The 22233-nt window shown below is 59.3% G+C and carries 21 protein-coding genes; 6 read left to right on the top strand and 15 right to left on the bottom strand.

Annotated elements, in window-relative coordinates; genetic code table 11:
- Window positions 1-64: 64 nt before the first annotated feature.
- Together FHX08_RS30815 and FHX08_RS30820 are read right to left on the bottom strand one after the other, a co-directional pair.
- Window positions 65-391, bottom strand: coding sequence for a PRC-barrel domain-containing protein (locus tag FHX08_RS30815; RefSeq protein WP_184328168.1), 327 nt, complete (start codon window positions 389-391; stop codon window positions 65-67).
- An 85-nt stretch (window positions 392-476) separates the two neighbouring features.
- On the bottom strand, window positions 477-1016 hold the full coding sequence (locus FHX08_RS30820; RefSeq protein WP_184328169.1) for a hypothetical protein: 540 nt from the start codon (window positions 1014-1016) through the stop codon (window positions 477-479).
- A 358-nt stretch (window positions 1017-1374) separates the two neighbouring features.
- On the opposite strand from FHX08_RS30820, the gene FHX08_RS30825 reads away from it, so the two are divergent.
- Window positions 1375-1917, top strand: coding sequence for a DUF1003 domain-containing protein (locus FHX08_RS30825; protein ID WP_184328170.1), 543 nt, complete (start codon window positions 1375-1377; stop codon window positions 1915-1917).
- Between the two features lie 543 nt (window positions 1918-2460).
- Here the strand turns inward: FHX08_RS30825 and FHX08_RS30830 are convergent.
- Complete coding sequence (locus tag FHX08_RS30830) at window positions 2461-2655, bottom strand: hypothetical protein (protein WP_184328171.1); 195 nt, start codon at window positions 2653-2655, stop codon at window positions 2461-2463.
- Window positions 2656-2809: 154 nt separating this feature from the next.
- Between FHX08_RS30830 and FHX08_RS30835 the strand changes: the two genes are divergently transcribed.
- From FHX08_RS30835 to FHX08_RS30850, 4 genes are all read left to right on the top strand, one after another.
- The gene (locus tag FHX08_RS30835; RefSeq protein ID WP_184328172.1) at window positions 2810-5092 is read left to right on the top strand and encodes a cation:proton antiporter; all 2283 of its coding nucleotides are present in this window, start codon (window positions 2810-2812) and stop codon (window positions 5090-5092) included.
- A 94-nt stretch (window positions 5093-5186) separates the two neighbouring features.
- Window positions 5187-5423 (top strand): hypothetical protein, encoded by a 237-nt coding sequence (locus tag FHX08_RS30840; protein WP_184328188.1) that lies wholly within the window; start codon window positions 5187-5189, stop codon window positions 5421-5423.
- A 450-nt stretch (window positions 5424-5873) separates the two neighbouring features.
- Window positions 5874-6845 (top strand): sensor histidine kinase, encoded by a 972-nt coding sequence (locus FHX08_RS30845; RefSeq protein ID WP_246698428.1) that lies wholly within the window; start codon window positions 5874-5876, stop codon window positions 6843-6845.
- A 307-nt stretch (window positions 6846-7152) separates the two neighbouring features.
- Entirely contained in the window at window positions 7153-9324 is a 2172-nt protein-coding gene (locus FHX08_RS30850) for an ATP-binding protein (protein ID WP_312862225.1), read from the top strand.
- A 245-nt stretch (window positions 9325-9569) separates the two neighbouring features.
- On the opposite strand, the gene FHX08_RS30855 is transcribed toward FHX08_RS30850, so the two are convergent.
- The 7 genes from FHX08_RS30855 to FHX08_RS30885 form a co-directional block, all read right to left on the bottom strand.
- The gene (locus FHX08_RS30855; RefSeq protein WP_184328173.1) at window positions 9570-9992 is read right to left on the bottom strand and encodes an HD domain-containing protein; all 423 of its coding nucleotides are present in this window, start codon (window positions 9990-9992) and stop codon (window positions 9570-9572) included.
- A gap of 585 nt (window positions 9993-10577) precedes the next feature.
- Window positions 10578-11111, bottom strand: coding sequence for a response regulator (locus FHX08_RS30860; RefSeq protein WP_184328174.1), 534 nt, complete (start codon window positions 11109-11111; stop codon window positions 10578-10580).
- Between the two features lie 432 nt (window positions 11112-11543).
- Window positions 11544-11855, bottom strand: a complete 312-nt coding sequence (locus FHX08_RS30865) for a hypothetical protein (RefSeq protein WP_184328175.1) — start codon at window positions 11853-11855, stop codon at window positions 11544-11546.
- A gap of 842 nt (window positions 11856-12697) precedes the next feature.
- Entirely contained in the window at window positions 12698-13333 is a 636-nt protein-coding gene (locus FHX08_RS30870; RefSeq protein WP_184328176.1) for a hypothetical protein, read from the bottom strand.
- 394 nt (window positions 13334-13727) lie between these two features.
- Entirely contained in the window at window positions 13728-14066 is a 339-nt protein-coding gene (locus FHX08_RS30875; RefSeq protein ID WP_184328191.1) for a low affinity iron permease family protein, read from the bottom strand.
- Between the two features lie 199 nt (window positions 14067-14265).
- A complete protein-coding gene (locus FHX08_RS30880; RefSeq protein WP_184328177.1) occupies window positions 14266-14499 on the bottom strand; it encodes a DUF6894 family protein in 234 nt (77 codons plus the stop codon).
- A 298-nt stretch (window positions 14500-14797) separates the two neighbouring features.
- Window positions 14798-15340, bottom strand: a complete 543-nt coding sequence (locus tag FHX08_RS30885; protein ID WP_184328178.1) for a YidB family protein — start codon at window positions 15338-15340, stop codon at window positions 14798-14800.
- Between the two features lie 245 nt (window positions 15341-15585).
- Between FHX08_RS30885 and FHX08_RS30890 the strand changes: the two genes are divergently transcribed.
- A complete protein-coding gene (locus tag FHX08_RS30890) occupies window positions 15586-16002 on the top strand; it encodes a low affinity iron permease family protein (protein ID WP_132658189.1) in 417 nt (138 codons plus the stop codon).
- 420 nt (window positions 16003-16422) lie between these two features.
- Here the strand turns inward: FHX08_RS30890 and FHX08_RS30895 are convergent, their stop codons facing one another.
- The 5 genes from FHX08_RS30895 to treY form a co-directional block, all read right to left on the bottom strand.
- Window positions 16423-16866: a hypothetical protein gene (locus FHX08_RS30895; RefSeq protein ID WP_184328179.1), complete on the bottom strand. Its 444-nt coding sequence runs from the start codon at window positions 16864-16866 to the stop codon at window positions 16423-16425.
- 9 nt (window positions 16867-16875) lie between these two features.
- Complete coding sequence (locus FHX08_RS30900; RefSeq protein ID WP_184328180.1) at window positions 16876-17223, bottom strand: hypothetical protein; 348 nt, start codon at window positions 17221-17223, stop codon at window positions 16876-16878.
- 53 nt (window positions 17224-17276) lie between these two features.
- On the bottom strand, window positions 17277-17831 hold the full coding sequence (locus FHX08_RS30905) for a hypothetical protein (protein ID WP_184328181.1): 555 nt from the start codon (window positions 17829-17831) through the stop codon (window positions 17277-17279).
- 381 nt (window positions 17832-18212) lie between these two features.
- On the bottom strand, window positions 18213-19022 hold the full coding sequence (locus FHX08_RS30910) for a mechanosensitive ion channel family protein (protein ID WP_132658196.1): 810 nt from the start codon (window positions 19020-19022) through the stop codon (window positions 18213-18215).
- 322 nt (window positions 19023-19344) lie between these two features.
- A complete protein-coding gene (gene treY / locus FHX08_RS30915) occupies window positions 19345-21876 on the bottom strand; it encodes a malto-oligosyltrehalose synthase (protein ID WP_184328182.1) in 2532 nt (843 codons plus the stop codon).
- Window positions 21877-22233: the final 357 nt, after the last annotated feature.

Genomic DNA, 22233 nt, shown 5'->3' on the forward strand with positions numbered 1-22233 from the left:
CTCGTGCTGACCAGCCCTGCAAATAAAAAGGCGTCGGCCCAAACGTTCACATGGCTCTCGCCAATTAGGGGCTTGCGGACGATCGACGAGGCGGCTTCAACTGCTGCGGATCACAAAGCAACCTTGGTGAAGCTGCGTTCGAAAGATCGAGCTGATCCCAGGGAACAGCCAGTCCTTCACCTGAGCGAAGCCCGGCAGCTCCGAGGACTGCGCGTGCGAACGAAGAGGACGCCAGGCTTTCAAGAAGTGCAAAGGTTCCGACGTGGTATTCGACGACGAAGAGTTCGCCGCCATGCGCTTCTGCGACGACTTCCTCGATGCGTCCCACCACCTCGTTGCCCGGTCCTAGCACCCGTGCGCCCAGCAGATCCTGGAGAAATAGCTCACTCATGACAGCCCTCCTGGAATCCACCTTAAACCGTTCGACGAAACCACGACGCTGGTTACAACCCCGAGCGAAACCTCCAGCAATTTCTTCATCGTATCTTCCTCAGCCGATCAAGGTCGTCCCGTGTGCGCCTGAGGGCTGAGACGACGCGCTCGGTTTGCGGGCGATCCCTCCTTGAGGCGGCATCCGTTGCTTGGCCGAGTAGGGAAGGGAGGTCGGCAAAAGCAGTCTGGGACGGAGAAAACCCGCTGTTCTTCAGTTCATCTACCAGCGCGGAAACTTCTCGGCTGCACCGCTCCAGAGCAGGGCCGCTGAACGTCGCGGGAACGCGACCGTCCAATCGGGCCTCGGTGATCATTTCGGCGCTCGCGATCCATGACCCCATCTGCTGAAGGATGCGTCTTTGCTGATCGGCCTCGCTGGAGCAAGACGCCAATAGGGCGACCGTCGCAAGCAGGCAGGTTCTATACGCCGGCCACTTCAGGAAACCTTCTCCACATTTGTCGTCTTTGCTCTCGATCATGGAACGCCTGTGCACGGTCGCGGGCTTGGCTGGGAAAACGCAAAGCGATGCGGTGAGTTCCGGCTGCATCCATCGGTGCACCTTCACGTCGCCAGCGTCGATCATGACGAGAAGCCTGGCGGTCCGACGGGAGCAGGCGCAGCAGCGAAGCAAGCTGTGCGGCGCAGGTTCAGGGACACGGCCTCATGATAATTTGTTGCCCCAAAGGGTCTGCTTGCGACCGTTATACAAGATTGGAGCGACGTCGAACGGAACTTCGGTTTGCTGCCGAGGTTAAAGAGTGAGTGTCGAAGGAAAGTAACAGCGATGAACAGCTCTGAGACAAGTACGGATCATAAGACCACCCAGAAGCGCGACGATTACCCATAGCAAAAACCGGGTGGCGTTCTTCTGATTGACTTCGGAAAAGCAGGGGACGAGTTCTTGGCCTTCGCGACATGACAGAGTGCGACCGGAAATCACCATGAAAAACATTGCAAAAGCCAGTCCCACAACACCAGCTGCCGACAGCCTGCATCCGGCGCTTAACCGCAATATTGACGCTATTTTGCAGCGCCGCCGCAAGGCAGCGGACACGGCGGGCCTACAAGAGCGAGCTGCCGCCGCAATTAGTCGGTTCGCCGGATCCATGGCCTTCGTTTACATCCATATCGTCTTGTACGGTTTATGGATTATCGCCAATACGAACCTGATCCCGGGGATGCCTGTCTGGGATCCCTCCCTCGTTATACTGGCGATGGCAGCATCGGTAGAGGCGATCTTCCTTTCGACATTCGTGCTCATCAACCAGAACAGGATGGCTGCCGAGGATGACCTGCGGGCTGATCTCGACCTGCAGGTCAGCTTGCTGAACGAGCACGAGACGACACGCCTTATCGCGATGGTGGAAGCAATCGCCAAAAAGCTGGAAGTCCCAACCGAAGCGGATGACGAGGTAGAGGAACTCAAGAGGGATGTCGCACCTGAGGCGGTGCTCGATCGCCTTGAGGCCAAGGAAGGCGGTTGAGTTGCAACGCTAACGCCGGGCTGATCCTCGAAAGGCGATACCGCACTCAGATGCTGCGGCTTCACCACAGGTCGGGCGTCGGCTGAAGCTTATCACCCCGCCACAAGGCGTCCGTTATTTGGTCAAGAGGCAGGCCAACGGTCACCGCTCAAATTCGGCTCCTGCGCCACGGCTTCGAGTGCCATCTTCGATGCGATCACCCAGCGCCCTCACTGGTTGCAGGCGCGTTTGGCGGGGCGACCTTTCCAGGCGTAAAAAACGTGAGATATGCGACGGCAACGATGATCCCGATGACGAAAAGGGTCAGTACCAACTTGATCGTGCCTTTGCTGGCTTTTTCCTCTCTACCGTTCATGGCGATCGAACCAGGCAGGAAATGGAAGGTTCCGCGTACAAGGATCGAGCACGCCAGACATGCGCGACTTGACAGCGTGTGGTTTGGCGAGGCCCCCGCATGACACTAGCGATCGCCTCCAGATGGCGGGGCATCCGGCGTGGGTCTGGACCTTGGGCGTCTTCTTCGCCCGCAGCGTGTTCGAAAACCTATTCAAGGGCAACTTCCACTGCGCTGCGGTTCACGTCGTCGGGGCGGTGGATCGCTGTTCTGGGTGCCGAGGAAATGAGATGATCGAGCTCGACACGATTGCCACCGAAGCGAGCGATGTATCTAAGAGCTTGCTGTCGGCTGATTTGATAATGCTCGGCAAGTTCCTCGGCCGAATATTCACGGTCGCTCATACGGGGCTCCTTTTTGTCAGAAACTTGCTGGCGGTTCACTCGGTTCCCCACAGGCGCGCATCGTCGGAGCGATTTTCCCGTCTTTGTGCCGGCTGGAACAGAAGCTGACTCAGTCCGTTCTCATGCGAGACCATTCATGGGGAATTCTTCGCGCATGACAATCAGGGCAATTTTCCCGCAGCTTCGTCGATGGGAGCTGCCTGCCGTGGCAGCCTGCGTTATCGTTGGCAGTTGCCTTCCAGTCTTTGCAGCCGATGGTAAGTCTACCGGTCCGTCCGAAGCGCTCTTTCTTGTCCAGATTATCATCCTCGTGGTCATCGGCAGGTTGCTCGGTGAGGCCATGGTCCGCATCGGGCAGCCGTCCATCATGGGCCAGATCATCGGAGGCATCCTTCTCGGGCCCTCCGTTTTCGGGTATCTGCTGCCCGGCGCGCAGTCGGCGCTCTTTCCCGCGCTCGACACCCAAAAAGCGATGGCTGATGCGGTGGCGCAGCTCGGCATCCTGTTTCTGCTGCTCCTGGCCGGCATGGAAACCGACCTCGCCCTGGCGCTGCGACTGCGCCGGGCCGCGGCGGGCGTCTCGCTGACGGGCATTGTCGTGCCCTTTGCGTTCGGCTTCGCCCTCGGAGAGCTCCTGCCCGCAAGTCTCTTGCCTAACCCGGAAGCGAGACTTGTCACCTCGCTTTTCCTCGGGACAGCGCTATCGATCTCGTCGGTGAAGATCGTGGCGACGGTCGTTCGCGAGATGGACTTCATGCGGCGCAATGTCGGCCAGCTGATCGTAGCCTCCGCCATCATCGACGACACCGTGGGGTGGGTGATTATCGCCGTGACGTTCAGCCTGGCGCAAAACGGTGCCGTCGATCTTCCAACCTTGGCACAAAGCGTCATCGGTACGGCTCTCTTCATGGCCTTCAGTTTCACGATCGGGCGACGCGTCGTCTTTGAGATCATCCGCTGGACGAACGACAGGTTCAAAAGCGATCTGCCGGTTCTAAGCGCCATTATCGCGATCATGGGAGCCATGGCGATCATTACCGACGCCATTGGCGTCCACACGGTGCTCGGTGCCTTCGTCGCTGGCATTCTCGTCGGGCAATCCCCCATTCTTACCCGTCAGATCGAGGGGCAGCTCAGGGCACTCACGACGGCCCTGTTCATGCCGGTCTTCTTCGGTCTCACCGGCCTGCACGCCGATCTGAGCGTTCTCACTGATTGGTCCATCCTGCTTCTGGCGGTTGGACTGATCGTCATTGCCAGCCTCGGCAAGTTCGGTGGCGCGTTTGTCGGGGCTAAATTCGGCGGCTTCTCCAACGCCGAGGCCATCGCCCTTGGATGCGGAATGAATGCTCGAGGTTCCACCGAAGTCATTGTTGCTTCGATCGGCCTTTCGGTCGGTGTTCTCGACGAGCGGCTTTTTTCCGTCATCGTTGCAATGGCGGTGGTCACGACGATGGCCATGCCGCCGACGCTCCGTTGGGCGCTCGCGCGCCTTCCGATGCGCAAGGAGGAGAAGGATCGTCTCGAGCTCGAAGCCTTTAAGGAACAAAGCTTCGTATCGCAATTCGAACGGATCCTGCTTGCAACCGATCACTCCGCAAGCAGCGATCTGGCGGCGCGGATATCGGGGTATTTCGCAGCGCTGAGGAAAATGCCGGTCACGGTTCTAGATATTCGGGGAGAGGACGGCCGAACGGCAGATCCGCAAGATGCCAAAACCAACGCCAACGGCGCGCAACAGATCAGCGAGCGTGTGAAGGCGACTGCCGAAACGGCGGTCGAAGCGCAGGACGATGTCGCAGAACCGGGGAAGGGCGACGCGGTTCACGTCTCCATTCGGGACAAGGACGGTAAGCTTGAAGAGATTCTCACGGAGACTGCCGAGAAGGGCCACGACATCATGCTTTTGGGCGTCGAGCCGGCAGACAGCGAAAACGGCAAATACAGCGCACAACTCTCCGGGATGATCGCGGCCTTCAAGGGTACAATTGCGATCGTCGCGGCGCGTGGCATCATCCCGGAAAAAGATCGGGACTTGCGTATCCTCGTGCCTATCAGTGGCACCGAACGGTCGCTGAGGGCTGCGGAATTCGCCTTGGTCGTTGCGAAAGCCACGGGCGCTGCGATAACAGCGGTCTATTTCCGCGACCCGACGCAATCGACTTCGCTTCCTCGGGTCAGCGACGCAGGGAATGCCCACATGGCTGCCTTCGAGCAATTGGATCGAATCGCGTCCTTCTACGAGGTTGATGTCGAGAAAGTCGCCCCACAGGCTTCGGCACCGGAACTTGCCATTCTCAAGCTGGCCCGAAGGGGACGCTTCGACCTCATTGTCCTCGGCGTCAGCCGGCGCGCGGGCCAGGAACTTTCGTATGGCAGTGTCGCCGACACTTTGGCAGAGACCGCCGACCGCTCATTCGTCTTCGTCGAAACATAGGCCTTTCCACTCCCACTCCATCCTTTTACCGCGGCTCCCAATAGGGTCAGGGCGAAAAATGTGATAAGCGAAGACAAACAGCAAGCGGAGTACGATAGTGGGCGAACCGACCGTAGCGGATGCAATAGAGCGCATTTATCAATCACTTCAGGCCGACAACGTCGATATCGACATGCATATTGCGACCCTTAAGGCCGCGTTGACGCGAGCGGGTTTGAAGGAGGCCGTGTTCGACCCGGCCAGGCTCGTGCAGAACAATCGTTCGGGGAGGAAGCTGATGCAGGCCTACTTTCGGCAGCGTGGTGTGGCCGTGACGTTCTCGCCTTCTTGAACCGGTAACGCATAAGGCAAGCCGCCTCGTCGCTGCAGTGATCGTCGGCCTCGACAGCCCTGAAAATCCGGCGAGGCCGACGTCACGTCAATCCCTCGTCTTCTCAGGCGATCTGATCCTGTCGATGGCGCGCACCCTCGTGCACGATGGATGGCTCGGCGCCCGCGAAATGGTCGATAGGATTGCGAATTCCATCCTCAATAGCCGAACGCGATCGAGCTTGTTCAGGTCGGACTGCGTGCACTGAATACCGGGGCAGGCGTAATGCTGGACCTGATCTAGCTAATCGCGGCTGGCCGGAGAGACCAACGCGAGCCCGCAACGACAATTCGGATCCCTCACGCCATCAGCGGACATTGCCAGTGATGCGAAAGGGATTATCTTGGGTCATGGGATATTTTCTGAAATGAGTTCCGGTTGCCTTTTTGAGACGATGCAGGGACGGGGGGAATGGCATCCGTGTTGCTGGAGGATCTGTATCGCCTGATGAAGACCGGGCACGTGCAGGCTCAGGGTGTCGTCGACACCATGACCCAGCCCGTTGTCGTTTTGGATCAACACTTTTATGTAACGACCGCGAATAATGCGTTTATCAAAACCTTCAAGGTTGAGCGCGAGGAGATCCTATCTCAGGACTTTTTCGCGCTTGGCAAAGGGCAGTGGGATATTCCCGAGCTTCGGCAACTCATATCTTCCGTCATCCCGCGGTCGGCCGCAGTCATCGGCTTTGAAGTGAAGCATGATTTCCCGATAATCGGCCAGCGCACATTTCTTATTGACGCCCGGCGCCTGGTTCATCCCGATAACAACAGTCCTAATATCCTGGTTATTTTTGACGACGTCACTGAGCGCCATCGCCACGACGCCGAGATGGACTTCATCGTCGCGGAGATGCGGCATCGCCTGAAGAACCTCTCGGCCGTCGTTCGGTCGGTCATCAAAAACACCAGGAGCGACGATCCGGCTGTGGCGAGGTTCAAGGAAGCGCTGCTTGGGAGACTGGACACGACCTTTCGAGCTCAAGAAATTGCGGCACTTGGAAGGGGGGCTGAATTTGAAGTGTTGGTGAAAGCCGCGGTTGGCACGACGCTGTCGGAACGGGTTGAAACCTCTGGACCGCCCGCGGAGCTCCAAAGTTCGAAGGTTCTCCCTGTCAGCATGATTCTCCACGAGCTCATCACCAACGCGATGAAATACGGGGCCGCTTCAGTACCGGGCGGGAAAATTTACGTGACGTGGGAATTGAAGGGCGGGCTCATCGTGTGCCAATGGCGGGAGGAGAATGGGCCGCAAATCTCAAAGCCTCACAGCAAGGGGTATGGGACTGAATTGATTGAAGGACTGGCGTCCCACATCGGCGGGAGCGTGGATCTTACCTACCCTCCCGATGGATTCACTGCGACACTTAGAATCCGAATGTGACGTCATAGGGCGGCCGCCGGCGCGAAGGCCGAGGGTGCGATCAAGAAGACGAGTTCTTTATTGCTCATGGAGACCTGGCCGCCGCAGGATCCCGCAATCAGGCTTCGGCTGGCAGACGGAGCGCCGGTCTGCACTCAGATCAAGGTCCGGCGCTTTCGCCGATCTTCGTCGATCGGGAAAGGGGAGAACAGACCTCCAACGACGGCACGGGCGAGCTTCCAACCTCACCAAGGGCAGCCCGCCGGGCCTGAAGGTGCGACCCGCAGAAATTGGACGAGCTGTGGGCTGGCTCTCTTCCCGAATCTGTGTGGCAGTCCGCCACCTGGCGTTCCATGCTGCGCCAACGTACGCGCGGAGGCCGGGCTGCTTGCAAGTTTGGCACAGAAGCCTATGTCAGATCGCTGAACGGACAACTTTGGGATATCGCTTGAACAGAGCTCGGCCAGCGCTTCTTCTTCTCAGCGCCTCGCTCATACCCGTCATCATTCTGGCGGCCGCAATCGGATGGCTGTTTGTTGCCGAACAGAGACGTGCCCTCGACGACGAGGTGCGGGCCAGGGCCGAGACGATTGCAACGGCCGTCCAACGGGAACTGAACACCCAGATCCAGCTGTTGTCGGTCATAGCGGATTCGCCACGCTTCGATCTTCCAATCTCGCGCTCCAGTTTCGCAGAAACCGCACGCCGTCTGCGCGAACGCGTTCCGGCCTGGGACCAGATCCGCGTTTCGGACGAGGCGGGCAACGTTGTCCTAGCTCTTCCGCCTCTCGACCCCTCTGCAAGTCGGCGGGTCATCGACGTCGAGAGCCACGACAGACTGCTTAAATCTCAAGAAGCGGTTATAGGAAACGTCGTCATCGGACAAAAGGGCCAACCCGCCTTCGCAATCAGAGTTCCGATCGAAAGGAAGGACCGGCTGCGGGCCGTCCTATCGGCCATCGTGCGCCCGGCCATGGTCACGGACCTGCTTCGTGCGGGTGTGCCCGACACTTGGCCAGCCTGGATTGTTGATGGCCAGGATCGGCTGGTCGCATCGACCGGAGCAGCCGACCTCGCCGGCGCGGTGGAAAGCGAATATGCCCGCTTGTCAGCCGCAGACGCCGGTTCTGCGACCCTCAAAGGGGGCGACGACCTTCATATCGCCGAGGCTACGCTCAAAGAGACACCGTGGCGCGTGAAGGTAGGCATTCCGGTTGCCGAATACGATCGTCTGGCCCGCAAAGCTTTGTTGCTGCTGGTTGCGAGCTGCTGTTTCACGCTCCTGCTTGCAGGTGCGGCAGCATTTCTCCTTCAACGGGAGGTCAATGCTCGCAATCGGGAACGAGAGAGCGTGGCCAACTGGCAGCGGATGGACGCCTTGGGGAAACTCACCGGTCAGGCGGCGCACGATTTCAACAACCTTCTGATGGTATTTCAGTCGGGGATCGAAGGCATCAAGCGACGCAGGAACGATGAACAGCGGGTGACGCAGCTCCTTGGTCATATGTCGGACGGTGTCGCAAAGGGGAAGGTGATCACTCAACGTCTCCTGTCCTTTTCGAGGCGCTCCAATCAAGGGGCCGCGCATGTCGAGCTGGAACTAAAGCTTTCCGACCTCAAGCCGCTTCTGCGACAGGCTCTCAACGATGCCGTGGTCATGGATGTCAATCTTCCGGAAGATCTCTGGCCCGTTTATGTGGATCCTGCCGGTCTGGAAATCGCGCTGATCAACCTTCTGACCAATGCACGCGAAGCAATGCCAAATGGTGGCCGTGTGATTGTGTCGGCGCGAAACGTACCGGAAGGTGTAGTAGAGGATCCCACTCTTCGCGGAGCGTTCGTGGCGCTGAGCGTGACGGACACGGGCAAGGGCGTCGATCCCCCCGACCTGACGCGCGTATTCGAACCGTTCTTCTCCACGAAGGAAAACGGGCGGGCCGGACTGGGATTGACTCAAGTCCACAGCTTCGCCCGAGCAGCGGGCGGCGCGGTCAAGGTCTCCAGCCTTGCCGGCCGCGGGAGTGCCTTCACCCTTCTACTCCCGAAATCCAACGCAACACGCGTGCCGAAGGAGGGCACAAACACGGTCCTTGACCTCCCGAAAACCGTTCTGATCGTCGATGATACGCCGGCGTCTCTGGACTCGGTCCGGCTTGCCCTGGATGGATTTGTTCAGACGATCCTCACGGCCGCGAGCGGGGCGGAGGCTCTCGCAATCTTGAGGAGCCATCCCGACGTCCAAGCCGTGATAAGTGACGTCATGATGCCTGAGATGTCGGGGATCGAACTCGCCGAGGTAATTGCCCGCGACTATCCACGCCTGGCGGTCGTGCTGATGACAGGGTATAGCGACCAGCTGGAGGCTGGTGCCAATGTCACCCGCCCGGTCGTCGCCAAGCCGTTCAGGAACGAAGAGCTGGCCGCGGCGCTGACGACAGAGCAATCGAAGATCCTTCAGCTCAGCAATGTGGTCCGCCTGGACACCTCGTCACGAAGTTGAGTGGATCCTCGTGAAAAACAAAGATCGCGAGTTGTCGGCTCCCGGCTCTTGCGCTGTAATGGCATGTGCGATCAATCATCCTCATGGTCAAAGGGCGCGTCGGAAATTGCCCAGAGGCAAGTCCTTGTAGTATCGGCAGCCGCCGCCGATAAACATAGCGGCGAGGAACGGGGGCCTGCACCCGGTCGATCTGTCACAATGGCTGGAAAAGACACCGACATAAAGGATCCGGTGAATACAAGCTGTCAATTGCCCGACGCGGCAAGAGCCGCTAGCCCCTCCGCGAATTTTGTCGTGTCGGGGCCGGTCTGTTCGGCCTGAACGAGATTGTCCTGCAGGTCGGCCTCTTTGACGGGCCTGGCAAGCGTGTTTGCTGCCGCCCTTGCGACCAAAGCCGCGTCATCCTCGCCGGGCCTTCGCGTCAGCGCGTCGACTGCCGCAATTACGCTGGCTGAAAATCCTTCCTCGCGGAGTCGATCAATGGTCCAGCCAGCGGCCTTTTCCGGAACGTCGTGGAGGTAGGCGACGATTTTTTCCTCCTCGTTCATCACCAGATCCGCGACACGCTGGCAATGTTGGATGTAGGGTTTTCCGGTCTTGTCCTGTTGCCCTTCGTGGGCATCCATGGCGACCTGTCGTGCATGATCGAGGTGTTGTGCCAGCTGCATCGGCTCGCCTTTCCTGGTGCGGAGGGATAACGCGCGAGAACTGGCGAGGTTTCCCAGCGGCGAGAACATCGCGCCGCGTGGAAGCCGAATACCGGCATTGCTGGATCTCCGGCGGAGCATTTGTGCGCCGGTTCGAGCTTGCCGATTCATGTTCGCGTCGAAAACGCTGACCAGCGGTCTGCTCTCCATCAGTCTCAAGCGCGAAGTTCCGGAAGAAAGGCTGCCATCGACAAATCCTACGGACCGGCCATTCCGGTGGTTCGACGAGACCGATATTCGCCAACTGTCAAACGGCCAGTCAGTTGCGCGAATAGGAGCTAGCGTCCCGGAGAAGAGGCGCGGTCGGCGGAGGGCCGCTATCAAGTGGACTGCGCGCGATTCCCGAAGCGGTCCTACGTTCGGGGCATCGAATTCAGACGTCAGAACATAGCTGTGGATTGATGGCGTCAGCGGGCTTCGATCTGAAGAGCCTTCTGTTAACGGCTGCGCCTGCAATCGCGATCTTGCGCGGGCCTTCTGCGGAGCTCGGCGGCATCGGCCAGAGGTTCAATCGGCTCGTATTTGACAGAGCGCTTGGAAAGCCGACTAAGCCATAAGCTTCAAGAGTTGCTGGCCGGCAGTCGGCTTGGACACAAATGTGACGCTTGCGTCCTCGTCCTTGTGCGACAGCTTCACAATCCCTGACGTCACGATCAGTCGCATCGATGGCCACTGCGACCGTACGCTCGCGACAAGTCCGAGGCCATCCATGCTGCCAGGCATATCGACATCGGCATAAAGCGTATCGATCGGATTGTTCTTCAACAACACGAGCGCCTCGTCCGCGTTCGCCGCCTCAAGCGTCCTGTATCCCGCCTGGTTAAAAAAGTCGACGATAACACCGCGTAGTTGAAGCTCATCCTCGACAACGAGAACACTGCGCGGTCCAGGATCGGGTCTTGCACGCATCGACCGCTCAAGAACCTCATGGCCATCAGTCGATGCCTGTGTTCTTTCGAGCAGGTCGCGTTCGAGGACTGCCTGATGCCAGTGATTTTCGTGCTGGCCAACCGGTTTTCCCGCATCTTCCCAAAGGTGATAAGCTCGAGCTGCGATCCATTGGTCGCGATTGCTGGACATCGGCGCCGGTCTCCATTTCAAGGCGGCAATCTAACGCCTCCAAGCGACCGGGGTTCCCCCATACCGCCTTGATTCACATGCACAGTGTCGCTTGGTACGCTAGCGGACGCGCTGGTCCGGTTTCGCCGATCGTCTCGTGAGGTTTGCGCCACGTGTCTATGCCAGTGATCTTCAATAATCCCTCCACCGCACACGCTTGCATGCGCAATACATGGAGCGTGCATCGTAGCTAACTCCGTGCAGGGAAGACGGACGATCGAGGTTTGGTCATGCGCGACGCTCGAGGCCGACCGTTCGATCGGCGAGCCGCGGTGCGTTATCAGAGGAAACCGCCGACAGAGACTTTGGCTGCCAGGACACGTCGGTGCTGCCCGTTCTGAAAAGACGCCCTGGCGACCAACCTTCATCACTTGGTTTCAAAGCAATCAGGTGTCAGTGGATAGTCGCTACCGACCGGGCTTCAGAAATTGTTGTCAACGTTGCGATGAGACCTTCCGCTTCGTGAAGAACTCGCTTCAAAAAGGTCTCCTCCATCTCGGCAATTTCGGCAATGGTCGCCGACATCGACACGATCAAGCTGTCGATCGACACACAATCATCCGCCGGTGCGTCTCTGAGCGCGCCCTGCCGATGGTGCATCAATTCACGAATGATACGCATTATGATCGTCCGGCGTTCGCGTTTCGTCAGTGACGAAAGTCGAACCTGGGCATATTGGATATCCATTATGAGAGAAGTCATCATCGCCTCCCCCTGAACGACGCGGATCAACCATAACGCCGGCCTCGACACCCGGACACGGACCTTGGTCCGTGATAGAACCGGCCGTCCGTTACCGTACAAAGACGCGCTGACGACTCGCATAGGCCTTATCCCCGGCGCAGAGGGCTCGCGTCGCGGTATCAATCTCGGACCAACGGGAAGATTCGGGTGAAGACTGCTAATCCTCGTGTGGGCGATTGTCTGCGGAGAAACAAACATGAACTCCGTCGTGGGGCATGGCCCCAAAGACGGGATCGGCTGGACAGGAGGCGGAGGGTCAGTGTCGTTGGGCTGAAAGTTCGACCGCCTCGGCAACATCTTCGGCTGGGAAAAAAGGAGAAGAAGCCTGCAACAGGAAACAAAAGGCCTCTTCTCCTGCTGAGTTTGCTCCGTCAGCGATCGGAAACTAGCGTGCCGGTCGCTAATGTCGACAATCGGTCCGCTAGCGTACTCGCCGCGCATCGGCGTCCACCGCTATCATCCCGGCCCGGCTGCTAGACATTTAACAAACGTGATTTCCTTGGATGCCGGCAATTCAGACGCAGGCGATCCTGAACAAAGCCGCAGACCTAGATAAGCACTCCCCCTGGTATCCGGGCGAAAAGCTGGCGGCCCGGTTTTGGACGACGCCTCCTTCAAAGCAAAGTCGGACCGCAGATAAAACGCGCATCTGGAATAGCCGGACCTCTCATGTCCCAGTCATCCCTTCGTAGAACCGATCGTTGGCAAGTCGCTAGATCGAAGTGACCGCCATCAATTGCCGTCAATTCCACCGACGTCACCTTCGTCGCCGCTTCGATCGAAATTGCCCAAGCGTATCACTTTTAGCGCAGCAGGCCGTCTTTATGAAAGTCGTCCCATCCTTTCAATCCGCCAGTGTCGTCAGCGGCCTGTTTTGTTCGCTTGCCTTTGTTGTTCTTCAGCGAGCGCGTCAGCTTGGCATGGTAGGCGGCGCGCCTGCGGTTTTCTGCCTTCGCCGCGGCGTCTTCCTCTCGCCATTTGTCAACGGCAGCGCGGTCGAGCAGATCTTCAACAACACGTGGGTTGAATACGTGGAACGTGATCCTTCTTGCCCGTCCCTGCAATCTGACAGTTCGCGTTCCAGCGCTTGAAAGGCGACCATCCTCCAGCCAACGCTTTCTTTCCGAAGCTGTGATGGTAAGGATATCGTCGATCTCTCGAGGGATTATCGGAAGATCCGCGATGTCCTCCAACGCCTTGGAGACAGTCGACGCGGCCGCGCGAAACGCAGCCCTCGACGTCTCTGGCATCGTTAGGATAAGGCCTGCCGCCTGCATGTCCAGCGACTGCCTTAGTGGGGGCGGCAGCCGGGAGCGAATTTCCTGTAGGATTCCCTTGACCCGGACAGCGGACCCGAGTGTTGCCGCCACCGGAAGTGACCACTCCCGGATCAACTCGAGACCGTCGTTTTCTTTAGTTTTCGACTTTATCTTCGGCATAGTAGGGCAAATGGGATCGGAGTGGACGCGCTTCAACAGAGCTCACGCTCGTTTTCCACCTCTGAAGAGCCGCTTTTTCGACGCCGAAGCGGACTAGGCTGCCGGTGCAAGGGCCCGCAGGTTTAAAGATTGTGCTCCAACAAGCTGTGCCACCCGTTCACTCGAGAGACAGGCGTTCCTCCTTCGTCACCTCGGGCAGACGGCGAACGTGATATGAGCACGGAAACCGCCGGGATAGAATCTTGAAGACTTTCGATCCTGACGACCAAGCCACTGCAGAGCGCTCGCGAAACCGACAAATCGATGCAGACGTCACGACACCATTTAGGAAAACGCCGGATGCGGGGCGGCTGCAGGCTCCTTCAAGATCGGGCCGCAAGACCGGCGCGGCGCTCTAGGAGCCTCCAAGCTGCTGATCGGAGACAGTATGGTCTTTTCGGAATTCCTCGATCTGCTCGGGCTCCCGATCGTCGAGGTGTCCGACCTCGTTTTTGGCATCCCCGTGGACATGCAGAAGTTCGTCAAGCTTAGCGTGGATGGCCTGGGTATCCCTGTGCTCGGCGCGCTGAATGAATAGTGTCATAAGCCATGTCGCAAGAGTGGCGATGCCGTGCCATTCGAGCGTTTCCGGACTGAAGAAAAACCAGGATACGCCATATGTTATGACGATCGCGAACGCCCAGGGGCTTGCAGTCCACGATCCAAAGTTGGTCAGCCATGAGCGCCATTGCATCGGAGATCCCGCCGTTTTGAAATGAACTTCGTGGTGGCCTCCATGTTCCAGAAGGCGCTGAAGAATGATCACGGCGTCAGAGGCCAAAGCAGCGCATGCTTCTCGTCCGACCGATCCCAAACCAGATTTGCCTTTGATCGATGACTACTACGGCGCGCGGCCGTATGAAAAACGGACCGATCGCCCGTGGCCACGGCCACTAGGCGAGCTTGATGACGTCCTTGAACTGCACGGTGGCGAGAACACGTCCTTGATCGTCGGCGATTTCGAAGCGTGTGCCGTCGATGCGCTCCTGGCGGGTGACGAGTTCGGCAACCATTTCCCGCGCCGACTTTTCCGCCTCGCGACGAGCGATTTCGATCGATGCGAGCTCAAGGCCGTCATTGTCAGGCTCGTCGCCATCGTGTGATCTCATGTGGAAGAAATACCGCATTGTTTTCTCCATGCTTTCGGCAGAAACGGCGAAGCCGAAACACGGTTCCATCTCGAACCTGCAATCGCGCACGGGAGACGACCGTGAAGATACACAAACTCAATGGCCAGACGCGCATTTCGGCGATGACTGTGAAGCAGGTTGCCTCAGGCCTCCGAGGTCTCCTTAAAGATCCTGCACCCATCGAAGGCGATACGACCGGAGCTAGCCGAGCTGGTGCGGGCCATTGAACCAGCGGCTTGCGGACATATTGAAGACCCACCCTGACTGGTCTAGCATTGGTGTTTCACCCACGGGTCTAGACCGATTTCTGCCCATCAGTCGTCGCCGTGCTGGCCGAGTCAAGGAAGTCCTCTCTGGGATCAGGAATCTTCCCGTCCGGTGTCAGGTCGTCGACAGCTTTCGGCAGGTCGCGCGACAGACGCTCCAGAATGTCCTGACGTGAAAGGCCGGTCTTGGCAGACAATTCGTTGAGAATGTCGGGCCCAAGTGCCTGCGAGAGCTGATCGCCGTTGATTGCCGCGTTCGGGCCCGGCTGCACCCAGGTTTGCGCCGTCTCTCCATGCCCGTTTTGCTGGAATGTCCTCAAGAGGTCTGCCAAGCCACCGCTCAGGATGCCACCCGTCGTCAGTCCGCCGAGAAGATCGCCGAAGCCCCCCGGGCCTCCAAAGATCCCGCCAAGACCGCCTGTGGACTGCGCGGATCCGGCTTGTGCGGTCTCTCGGTTACTGCCGGCTTGCGGGTTCTGTACGCCTCGCAGGATCTCTGCGATTTTATCCCTGTTCTGATAGCCCACCACGGCAAGAACGCCGAGAAGCGCCTTCATCGGTCCGCTCATCATGATTTCGTCTCCTTCATCAAGATCGGTCGCGTGCGGCTCCCGGCCGGTTTTTCGGTTATCGCGGCTTGAAGGAAACGTTGTACTTGGCCCGTCGTTCCGGGACCGGATGAAGATGAAGCAGAAGAATGTCTGCAAAAACGATTGTCCAAGGCGCCTGGCTCGCCTCGGACCAAAGTCCGACCTTCTGCTTCTGCCGGAACCGGGCAAAGCATGTTTGCGTTACCGTCGGCTGGAAAGGAGCATCCATGAGCGACCACACGTCATCAAAAATCTTCTCAAAGTTTGCAACTGCCATCGCCGATCTGTCCGGGAAACCAGCCACGTTCGTACTTGCGGTGGCACTCGTTCTCGCTTGGGCGGCCTCGGGACCGTTTTTCGACTATTCTGAGACCTGGCAGCTTGTCATCAATACGAGCACCACGATCGTCACATTCTTGATGGTTTTCGTCCTCCAAAACTCGCAAAACCGTGACGGCAAGGCTCTGCAAGCAAAGCTGGACGAACTGATCCTGACATCGCAGGCCCAGAATAAGTTCGTGGGCATCGAGAAACTCGACGAGGAGCAGCTTCGCGAGATGAGCCGAAAGCTTGCGCAGAAAGCGGAATGCGTTGAGGATGTCGCGGACGATAAGGCCGAAGAGCGGGCGCGCGGCCCGGTTTGAAACAGAACCCCCTCAATCGATGCGTCAGCGCTGACCCGTCCCTATGGCAGGACTTGAATCAGTTTGTCTTGCTCAGGAACGCGAAGCGATATCCGTCGTCGGAAGCTGTGGGGCAGCCATCCGAAAGGCGGGGGTCTTTAGTTGGTCGATCAGGCCTTTCGCAAATGCATTAAGCAGCGGAGCAGGCAGTAAGGGCGAATTTTTGACACTTGCGCTCTTGGATGCGGACCGCAGGCCGTTTAGAGGCCCGCGGCGGAAGTAGTTGGCGAAGATTACGAGTTTTTGCGATGATAGGTCGGCTGCGCCGCGCGAAGCCGACCCTGGTAGTTATCTAAACCCGAAGAAGCTCAGGACGGCCAGGATGATGACGACCGCGCCGACGAGCCAGATGAGGTTGTTCATGGGACTTCCTTTCGGTGGTTACTGCTGCGGCAGGATGATTTTCTGATCGGTGGTGCTTTTGACAGGTTTTTGGCCAGGCACGTGCGACATCGTGCGCGTGGTGCTCTGAAGCGCTTGCCCGTCAGTGCTCGTCTTCGTTCTCGACTTGCTGAACGTACCCTTGTCGACCGCCTGTGCGTTCGTCTGCGCCTTCAGTTTATCGTCGTTGCCGTTGACATGCGTCTTGCTCATCGCCTTGCCGTCGTCGCTCGCAGCGCTTCCGCCGGAGCCGATGGACGAGGTTGTGCCGTCGTCGGTCTGGCAGACACCCGCAGTCCCGACAGAGCTTGCGGACGTGCCTCCTGCCGACGCGCTTCCGCCCGTAGCGACGGTGCCTGCCGCGTTGCATTGCTGTGCCGAGACAGCAGCCGTCGCCGACAGGAGCGCGAGCGCCGTCGCGCCGACCAATTTTGTGGCTTTCATGTTTTTCTCCTACTTCTTGGGCTTGGTGACCGAGCAGGTACCATCGGACCGCTTGGTGATCACGGTGCCATCAGGTCGTGTGACACTTGCGGTCGAGAAGCTGTCAACACTTCCTGATCCTGCCGCTGAGCTCGATGCGGACGACGAGGACGACGTTGATGGCCCCGTACCGGTCGTCGTGGATGATGTGACCTTGCCGTTTCCAGCCGTCACCGTGGTGGACGTGCCGCCCGAAGAGGACTGCGTCTCAACCAGCGTGCAGGTCGTTCCGTCGTCAAGTTTGATATCCTCGGCTCCCGCCTGGGCCGCAGCAAGAAGAGCGGTCCCGCAGATAAGTGCTTTGACTGTAGTGGACATTGTCTGGCCTCCTAAGGCAGATGGCCGGCGTCCGAAGGCGCCGGCCTGAGCAGTTAGCAGGATTGGGTGGAACCGCTCTTCTTGACTTGACCGGGAGCGCAGCCCTTCTTTCCATTGTTCTCATGGGAAGAGCCTGTCTGACTTGCGCCCGTGCCGACGGAGCTGCCGCTCTGGCCGTTACCTGCCGAGGACCCGCCCGTGCCGACCGACGACGCCGCGCCGGCGTCACCGGAGCCTGCGGCCGACCCACCGGTTCCGACGGAGCTGCTGGAGGTGCCGCCGCCTGCCGAGGAACCGCCCGTTCCGAGGGTGGAAGACGAACCTGAACCGGAGCCGGCCGACGAACCGCCCGTACCGACGGTGCTGCTGGACGTGCCGCCGCCTGCCGAAGAGCCGCCGGTACCCGTGGTCGACGCGCTACCCGAAGGACAGTTGGTAGCGCCTGCGCTGCAGTCGCCGCCGGCGGAGCTTCCACCAGTACCAACGGTGCTGCTCGAAGTTCCGCCGCCTGCCGATGAACCGCCCGTACCGACCGTGCTCGAAGACTGGGCAAATGCGGTGCTGGCCAGAAGGGCTGCTGAGAAGGCGATGGTGGCTGCCTTGAACATGGGAATTTCCTCTATCGAATGTTTATCACTGCCCGGTCGAAGCGACCTTGGGCTTTCAGACGAACGGCGGTTCCTGGTGGCGGTTCCTTGCCCCGGACTTCAGTCCGGGGAATGCGTCGGACCATGGTCCGATGGGCCACCGCCCGGCCGTTCTGGATCTTCGATCGGCAGAGGAGAGTGATCGATGCTCTGGTGGCTACTTCGTCGTGGTCATGAAAATTGTGGCCGGCCTGATGGTAAACGGCGCGCAGGAAGGGCGCGTCGGACCGGCAGGCCGTTGCGCCGCAGGTATTCCCTGCTGGCTCCAAGATCGCTACCGGTTGTGCTTACCGATCCAACAGGTCGACCGCTCGCGTCCTCGAATGCGACCGTTCCGGCCGACTATCTGATGGCAATCTCCCTCTCTTTCAGGCCCGATTTGAGCCGATCGATAAGATCATGGCGGGTTTCCGACCATTCATGGGTTGCCGCCCAGTATTCCACCTTGAGCGTGGTTTTGTCAGCGGATAGATCGTCGGAATAAACGCGGGGGCTTGGTTCGCGTCGGACCCGCTCGTCGGAGGCGACGATGGCGAGCAGGGTTCGTTTCGCAAGATCGACATCGGCATCGTTGTTGACCGCGATCGACAGTTCCTGCCGGCGTTCCGGCTCCCGGCTATGATTGATGATCGGCGTATTCCACAAGGTGGAATTGGGCGCGAGCAGGTAAAGGCCGTCGGCCGTTCGCAGTTCGGTCGCAAAAAGACCGACCTCGATGATCTTGCCCTTGATGCTCGCGGTTTCGATATATTCGCCGACCCGGAACGGGCGCAGGACGAGCAGCATGATGCCGGCAGCAATGTTCTGCAAGGTGCCTTGAAGGGCCAAACCGATGGCGAGGCCGGCGGCGCCGAGAGCTGCGACGATCGAGGCTGTTTGAACCCCAAACTGTCCAAGAACCATCACGAACACAAGGATTAGGAGGCCATAGTGCAGGACGTTTTCAAAGAAGCGCGCCAACGTTTCGTCTATGCCGTGAATCCGCGACAGGCCCTTATAGGCCCATCGGCTGACAAGACCCGACAGGATCCATCCGCCCACAAGCAGCACCAGAGCGCCCGCAAGCGATAGTCCATAATGAATGGCGAGCGCCCCCAACTGGGCGAGCGCTGTCGGCGTGGCGGCAATCGATTCGGCTGTCGTTTCCATCATCTGCTTTCCGTTTGACATGAAACCGGCCGCTCGAGGCGGCCGCATTTGCCCTCAGTTCGATAGGTGGCTGCGAAACATTCTGCCCAATATGATGGGGCAGGGCGTCGCGTCAGGTGCGTCCGAGAAACTTGAAAGGCAGGCAGGAAGTTCCGACTTCCAAACGTAAGGTGCGCTTGACGGATGGATGCCGGATATATCTCTCTTGACCGAAGTTCTCTTGCTCCCAGGCGACGATGTCTGGGTCCTGCCGAGCTGTCTGACAGCCGGCATAAGGGCAGAGTCGCAGAATGGGCAAGCGCGGATCAGCGCGCGGCAAGATCGCCTATTCAGCCCACAGCGCCAGGAAGGGCTGATCGTTCATGAAGCCGATCGTGATGGAGTCGGAAAGACCTATCCTTTCGCCGCTCCACAGATTGCGATAGGGCCGATTGGCGAGGGTCGGCGGCAGAGCGATGCTGCACTGTGTCGGGGGAGTTTCGCGCCATAGCGCACCCGCAGTGAACCGGCTGAAGACGAGGCGGGGGGCAATGATGACCAGAGCGTTCTGTGCGTCGGCACGTGCGAAGGCGAGCGTCCTGGCCGCGTCGTCGCCCGTCGCCACGAGAGGCAGGTATTCCCCCGTCCTGAACAGCGTCGGCGCCTGCTGTCGAAGGTGAAGCAAGGTTGCGACGAGCTGCTGTTTGAAGCCTTGGCTTTGCCAGTCAGAGCGCGGAGAAGTCGCCGTTCCATGCTCAAAAAGCAGTTGTTGCAAGGTCTGGAAATCGGGTTCGCGGCGGTTGTCGGGATCGACAAGGCTGAAATCATGCCCCTCGCACCCTTGGTAGATGTCGGCAACGCCCGGTGCTGCCAGCTTGATGAGCGTCTGGGTAAGGCTGTTTGCAAGACCTGACCGGACGAACGGTTCAAGCGTGCCAACGAAATCGATCAGAAAAGCCCGATTGGCGGTGGAAAGCAGATTGCGCGCGTAGGCCATGACCGCCGCCTCATAGTCCTCGTTCGGCTCGCCCCAGTTCGTCCGCAGCTTGGCTTCCCGGAGAGCCTTCTCGATGAAGGGGAGGAAGCGTTTCTCAAGGGCACCGATGCCTTTTTCGTCGTCCGCCCTGAGATCGGTCGGCCATGCGCCGGCGAGCGCCTGGTAAATCATCCATTCGACAGCCGGTTCGGGCGCAGGGCCGTCGGCCAGGCGCTGGATACTCAAGCGATTCATGCTTCGCCAGCGGGCGACTGCCTCGGCCCAGATACCGGGCGCTTCGGTAATGGTGTAGAGGCGCGCACGGGCGTCTTCACCGCGCTTGGTATCATGGGTGGATGTTGCGGAGAGGCCATCGGGCTGCGTAACCAGACGGTTGGCCATGTCGGCGTGGAAGCGCTCCAAGGAGAAGCTTGACGGCAGCGGCTCTCCGCCAACCTCGTTGAGCGCCAATGCCACGTGCAGACGGTAGAACAGCGTGTCTTCCACGGATTTGGCCATCAACGGACCTGTCAATTGTTGGAAGCGGGTTCGAAAGTTCAAGGCTGCGGCGCTGGCGGGGCCGTCCACTTCTTCCTTCAGTATGCGCTCGATGAAACCGATGGCTTCTGGATCGGCGTCGCCACGTCGCTGACGGACCGACTGGAGTACGTGCTCCAGCATCGTCCGGCTTTCCAACGGCAACCCGCGCGAACTCCCGTAGGTACGGTAGACGGGAAAGGCTACGAGCAGCTCCTTCAGGGCGGTTATCACCGACGCGTCAGAAAGGAACGGTTCGTGCTGGTCCAACGCGCGGATCTCGAGCGCGAGGCGGACAAGGGCGGCGAACTCGCCGGCGAAATTTTTATCCGCCATCAAGAGTTTCGCGGCGCGCAAGTCCCGCTTCGGGTCCACCGGCTCGCCCGTCACATGTGCGTAGGCGTCGCGTAGCTTTTGCAAACCGCCGCCATCGACAAGCGCCTGGCTGATGGAAGCGATGAATTCGTAACCGGTCGTGCCGGAGACGGGCCAGTCTCGGGGCATCTGCTCGCCGTGAGCAAGGATCTTCTCGACAGTGATGTAGCAATCAGGACCTGCCTCTGAGCGCAGGCGGCGAAGGTAGGCCTTCGGATCCGCCAGTCCGTCCACATGATCGACACGCAAGCCATCGACGGTGCCGTCACGCACAAGCTCGAGGACGAGCCGATGGGTGTCGTCAAACACCGTCTCGTCTTCGACCCGCACACCCGCCAAGCCGGTGATTTCGAAGAAGCGGCGATAGGAGAGGTCTTTTTCCGCGTCCCGCCAAGACATCAGCCGATAGGGTTGCTGATCGTGAAGGGCGGCTATGCCTGCCTTGTCCGAAATCTGCAAGACGCCTTCCCGCCCAGCATAGCTGGCCGGGGTCAGCGGATAGAAACTCCCGAAATAGGCGAAGGCCGGCTTGCCGCTGCCGGGATCGGTTTTCAGCGTAATGTCGCCGGCCGCCAGGACCGCCTCGAAACTGTCGCCGAGGAATGGCAGGGTCAGGCGGCGCGACCAGTCTATGTCGAAGTGCCGGGCAAACTGGCTCTTCTCGCCCAGCTCGATGACATCGCGCCACCAGGCGTTTTCAAGGGACGCAGCCATATGGTTCGGCACGATGTCCAGGATGAGGCCGAGCCCCTCGGCCTTGAGAGCCCTGGCCATCCGGTCGAACCCGTCTCGACCGCCGATCGCGGGATCGATTTCATTGGCATCGACCACGTCGTAGCCATGGGTAGAGCCGGCCGCGGCCTTGAAGATCGGCGATGCATAGAGATGACTGATCCCGAGGCGCTTGAGGTAGGGGACAAGCGCGGCCGCGCGATCAAAGGTCATGCCATTGCGGAACTGTAGACGGTACGTGGCGGTCGGAATGGTCATGGGATCCTTCGAGACGGTATGGGATGATTTTGAATCCGCCCAGAAACTTGCGCCATGTGCTCTTGTTCCCAATCCTGGGGTGCCAGCGAACGAAAAGGGCCTCCGCGTGGGCTGAGGCATGAGCGCGCGTGCGTCAACCGCCAGCCTTCACCGCGTTTGTCCCATCTGCGCGCGACGTCGCAAATAGCTGAATACCGAGGAATGACCGGGGGCGACGTTTCGACGCCATGAGTATCGAACAGTGAACGCCTTGCTCGAGAAATTCGCATTTTATTAAATATGTCGGGAAATACTCCGCTTCGAGGGCGATCTAAATCTGGACAAGCGAGTTCATCTCGTGACCACGAAGCGGAGACT

It is taken from the genome of Rhizobium sp. BK529, assembly GCF_014194105.1.
Classification (GTDB): Bacteria; Pseudomonadota; Alphaproteobacteria; order Rhizobiales; family Rhizobiaceae; genus Rhizobium.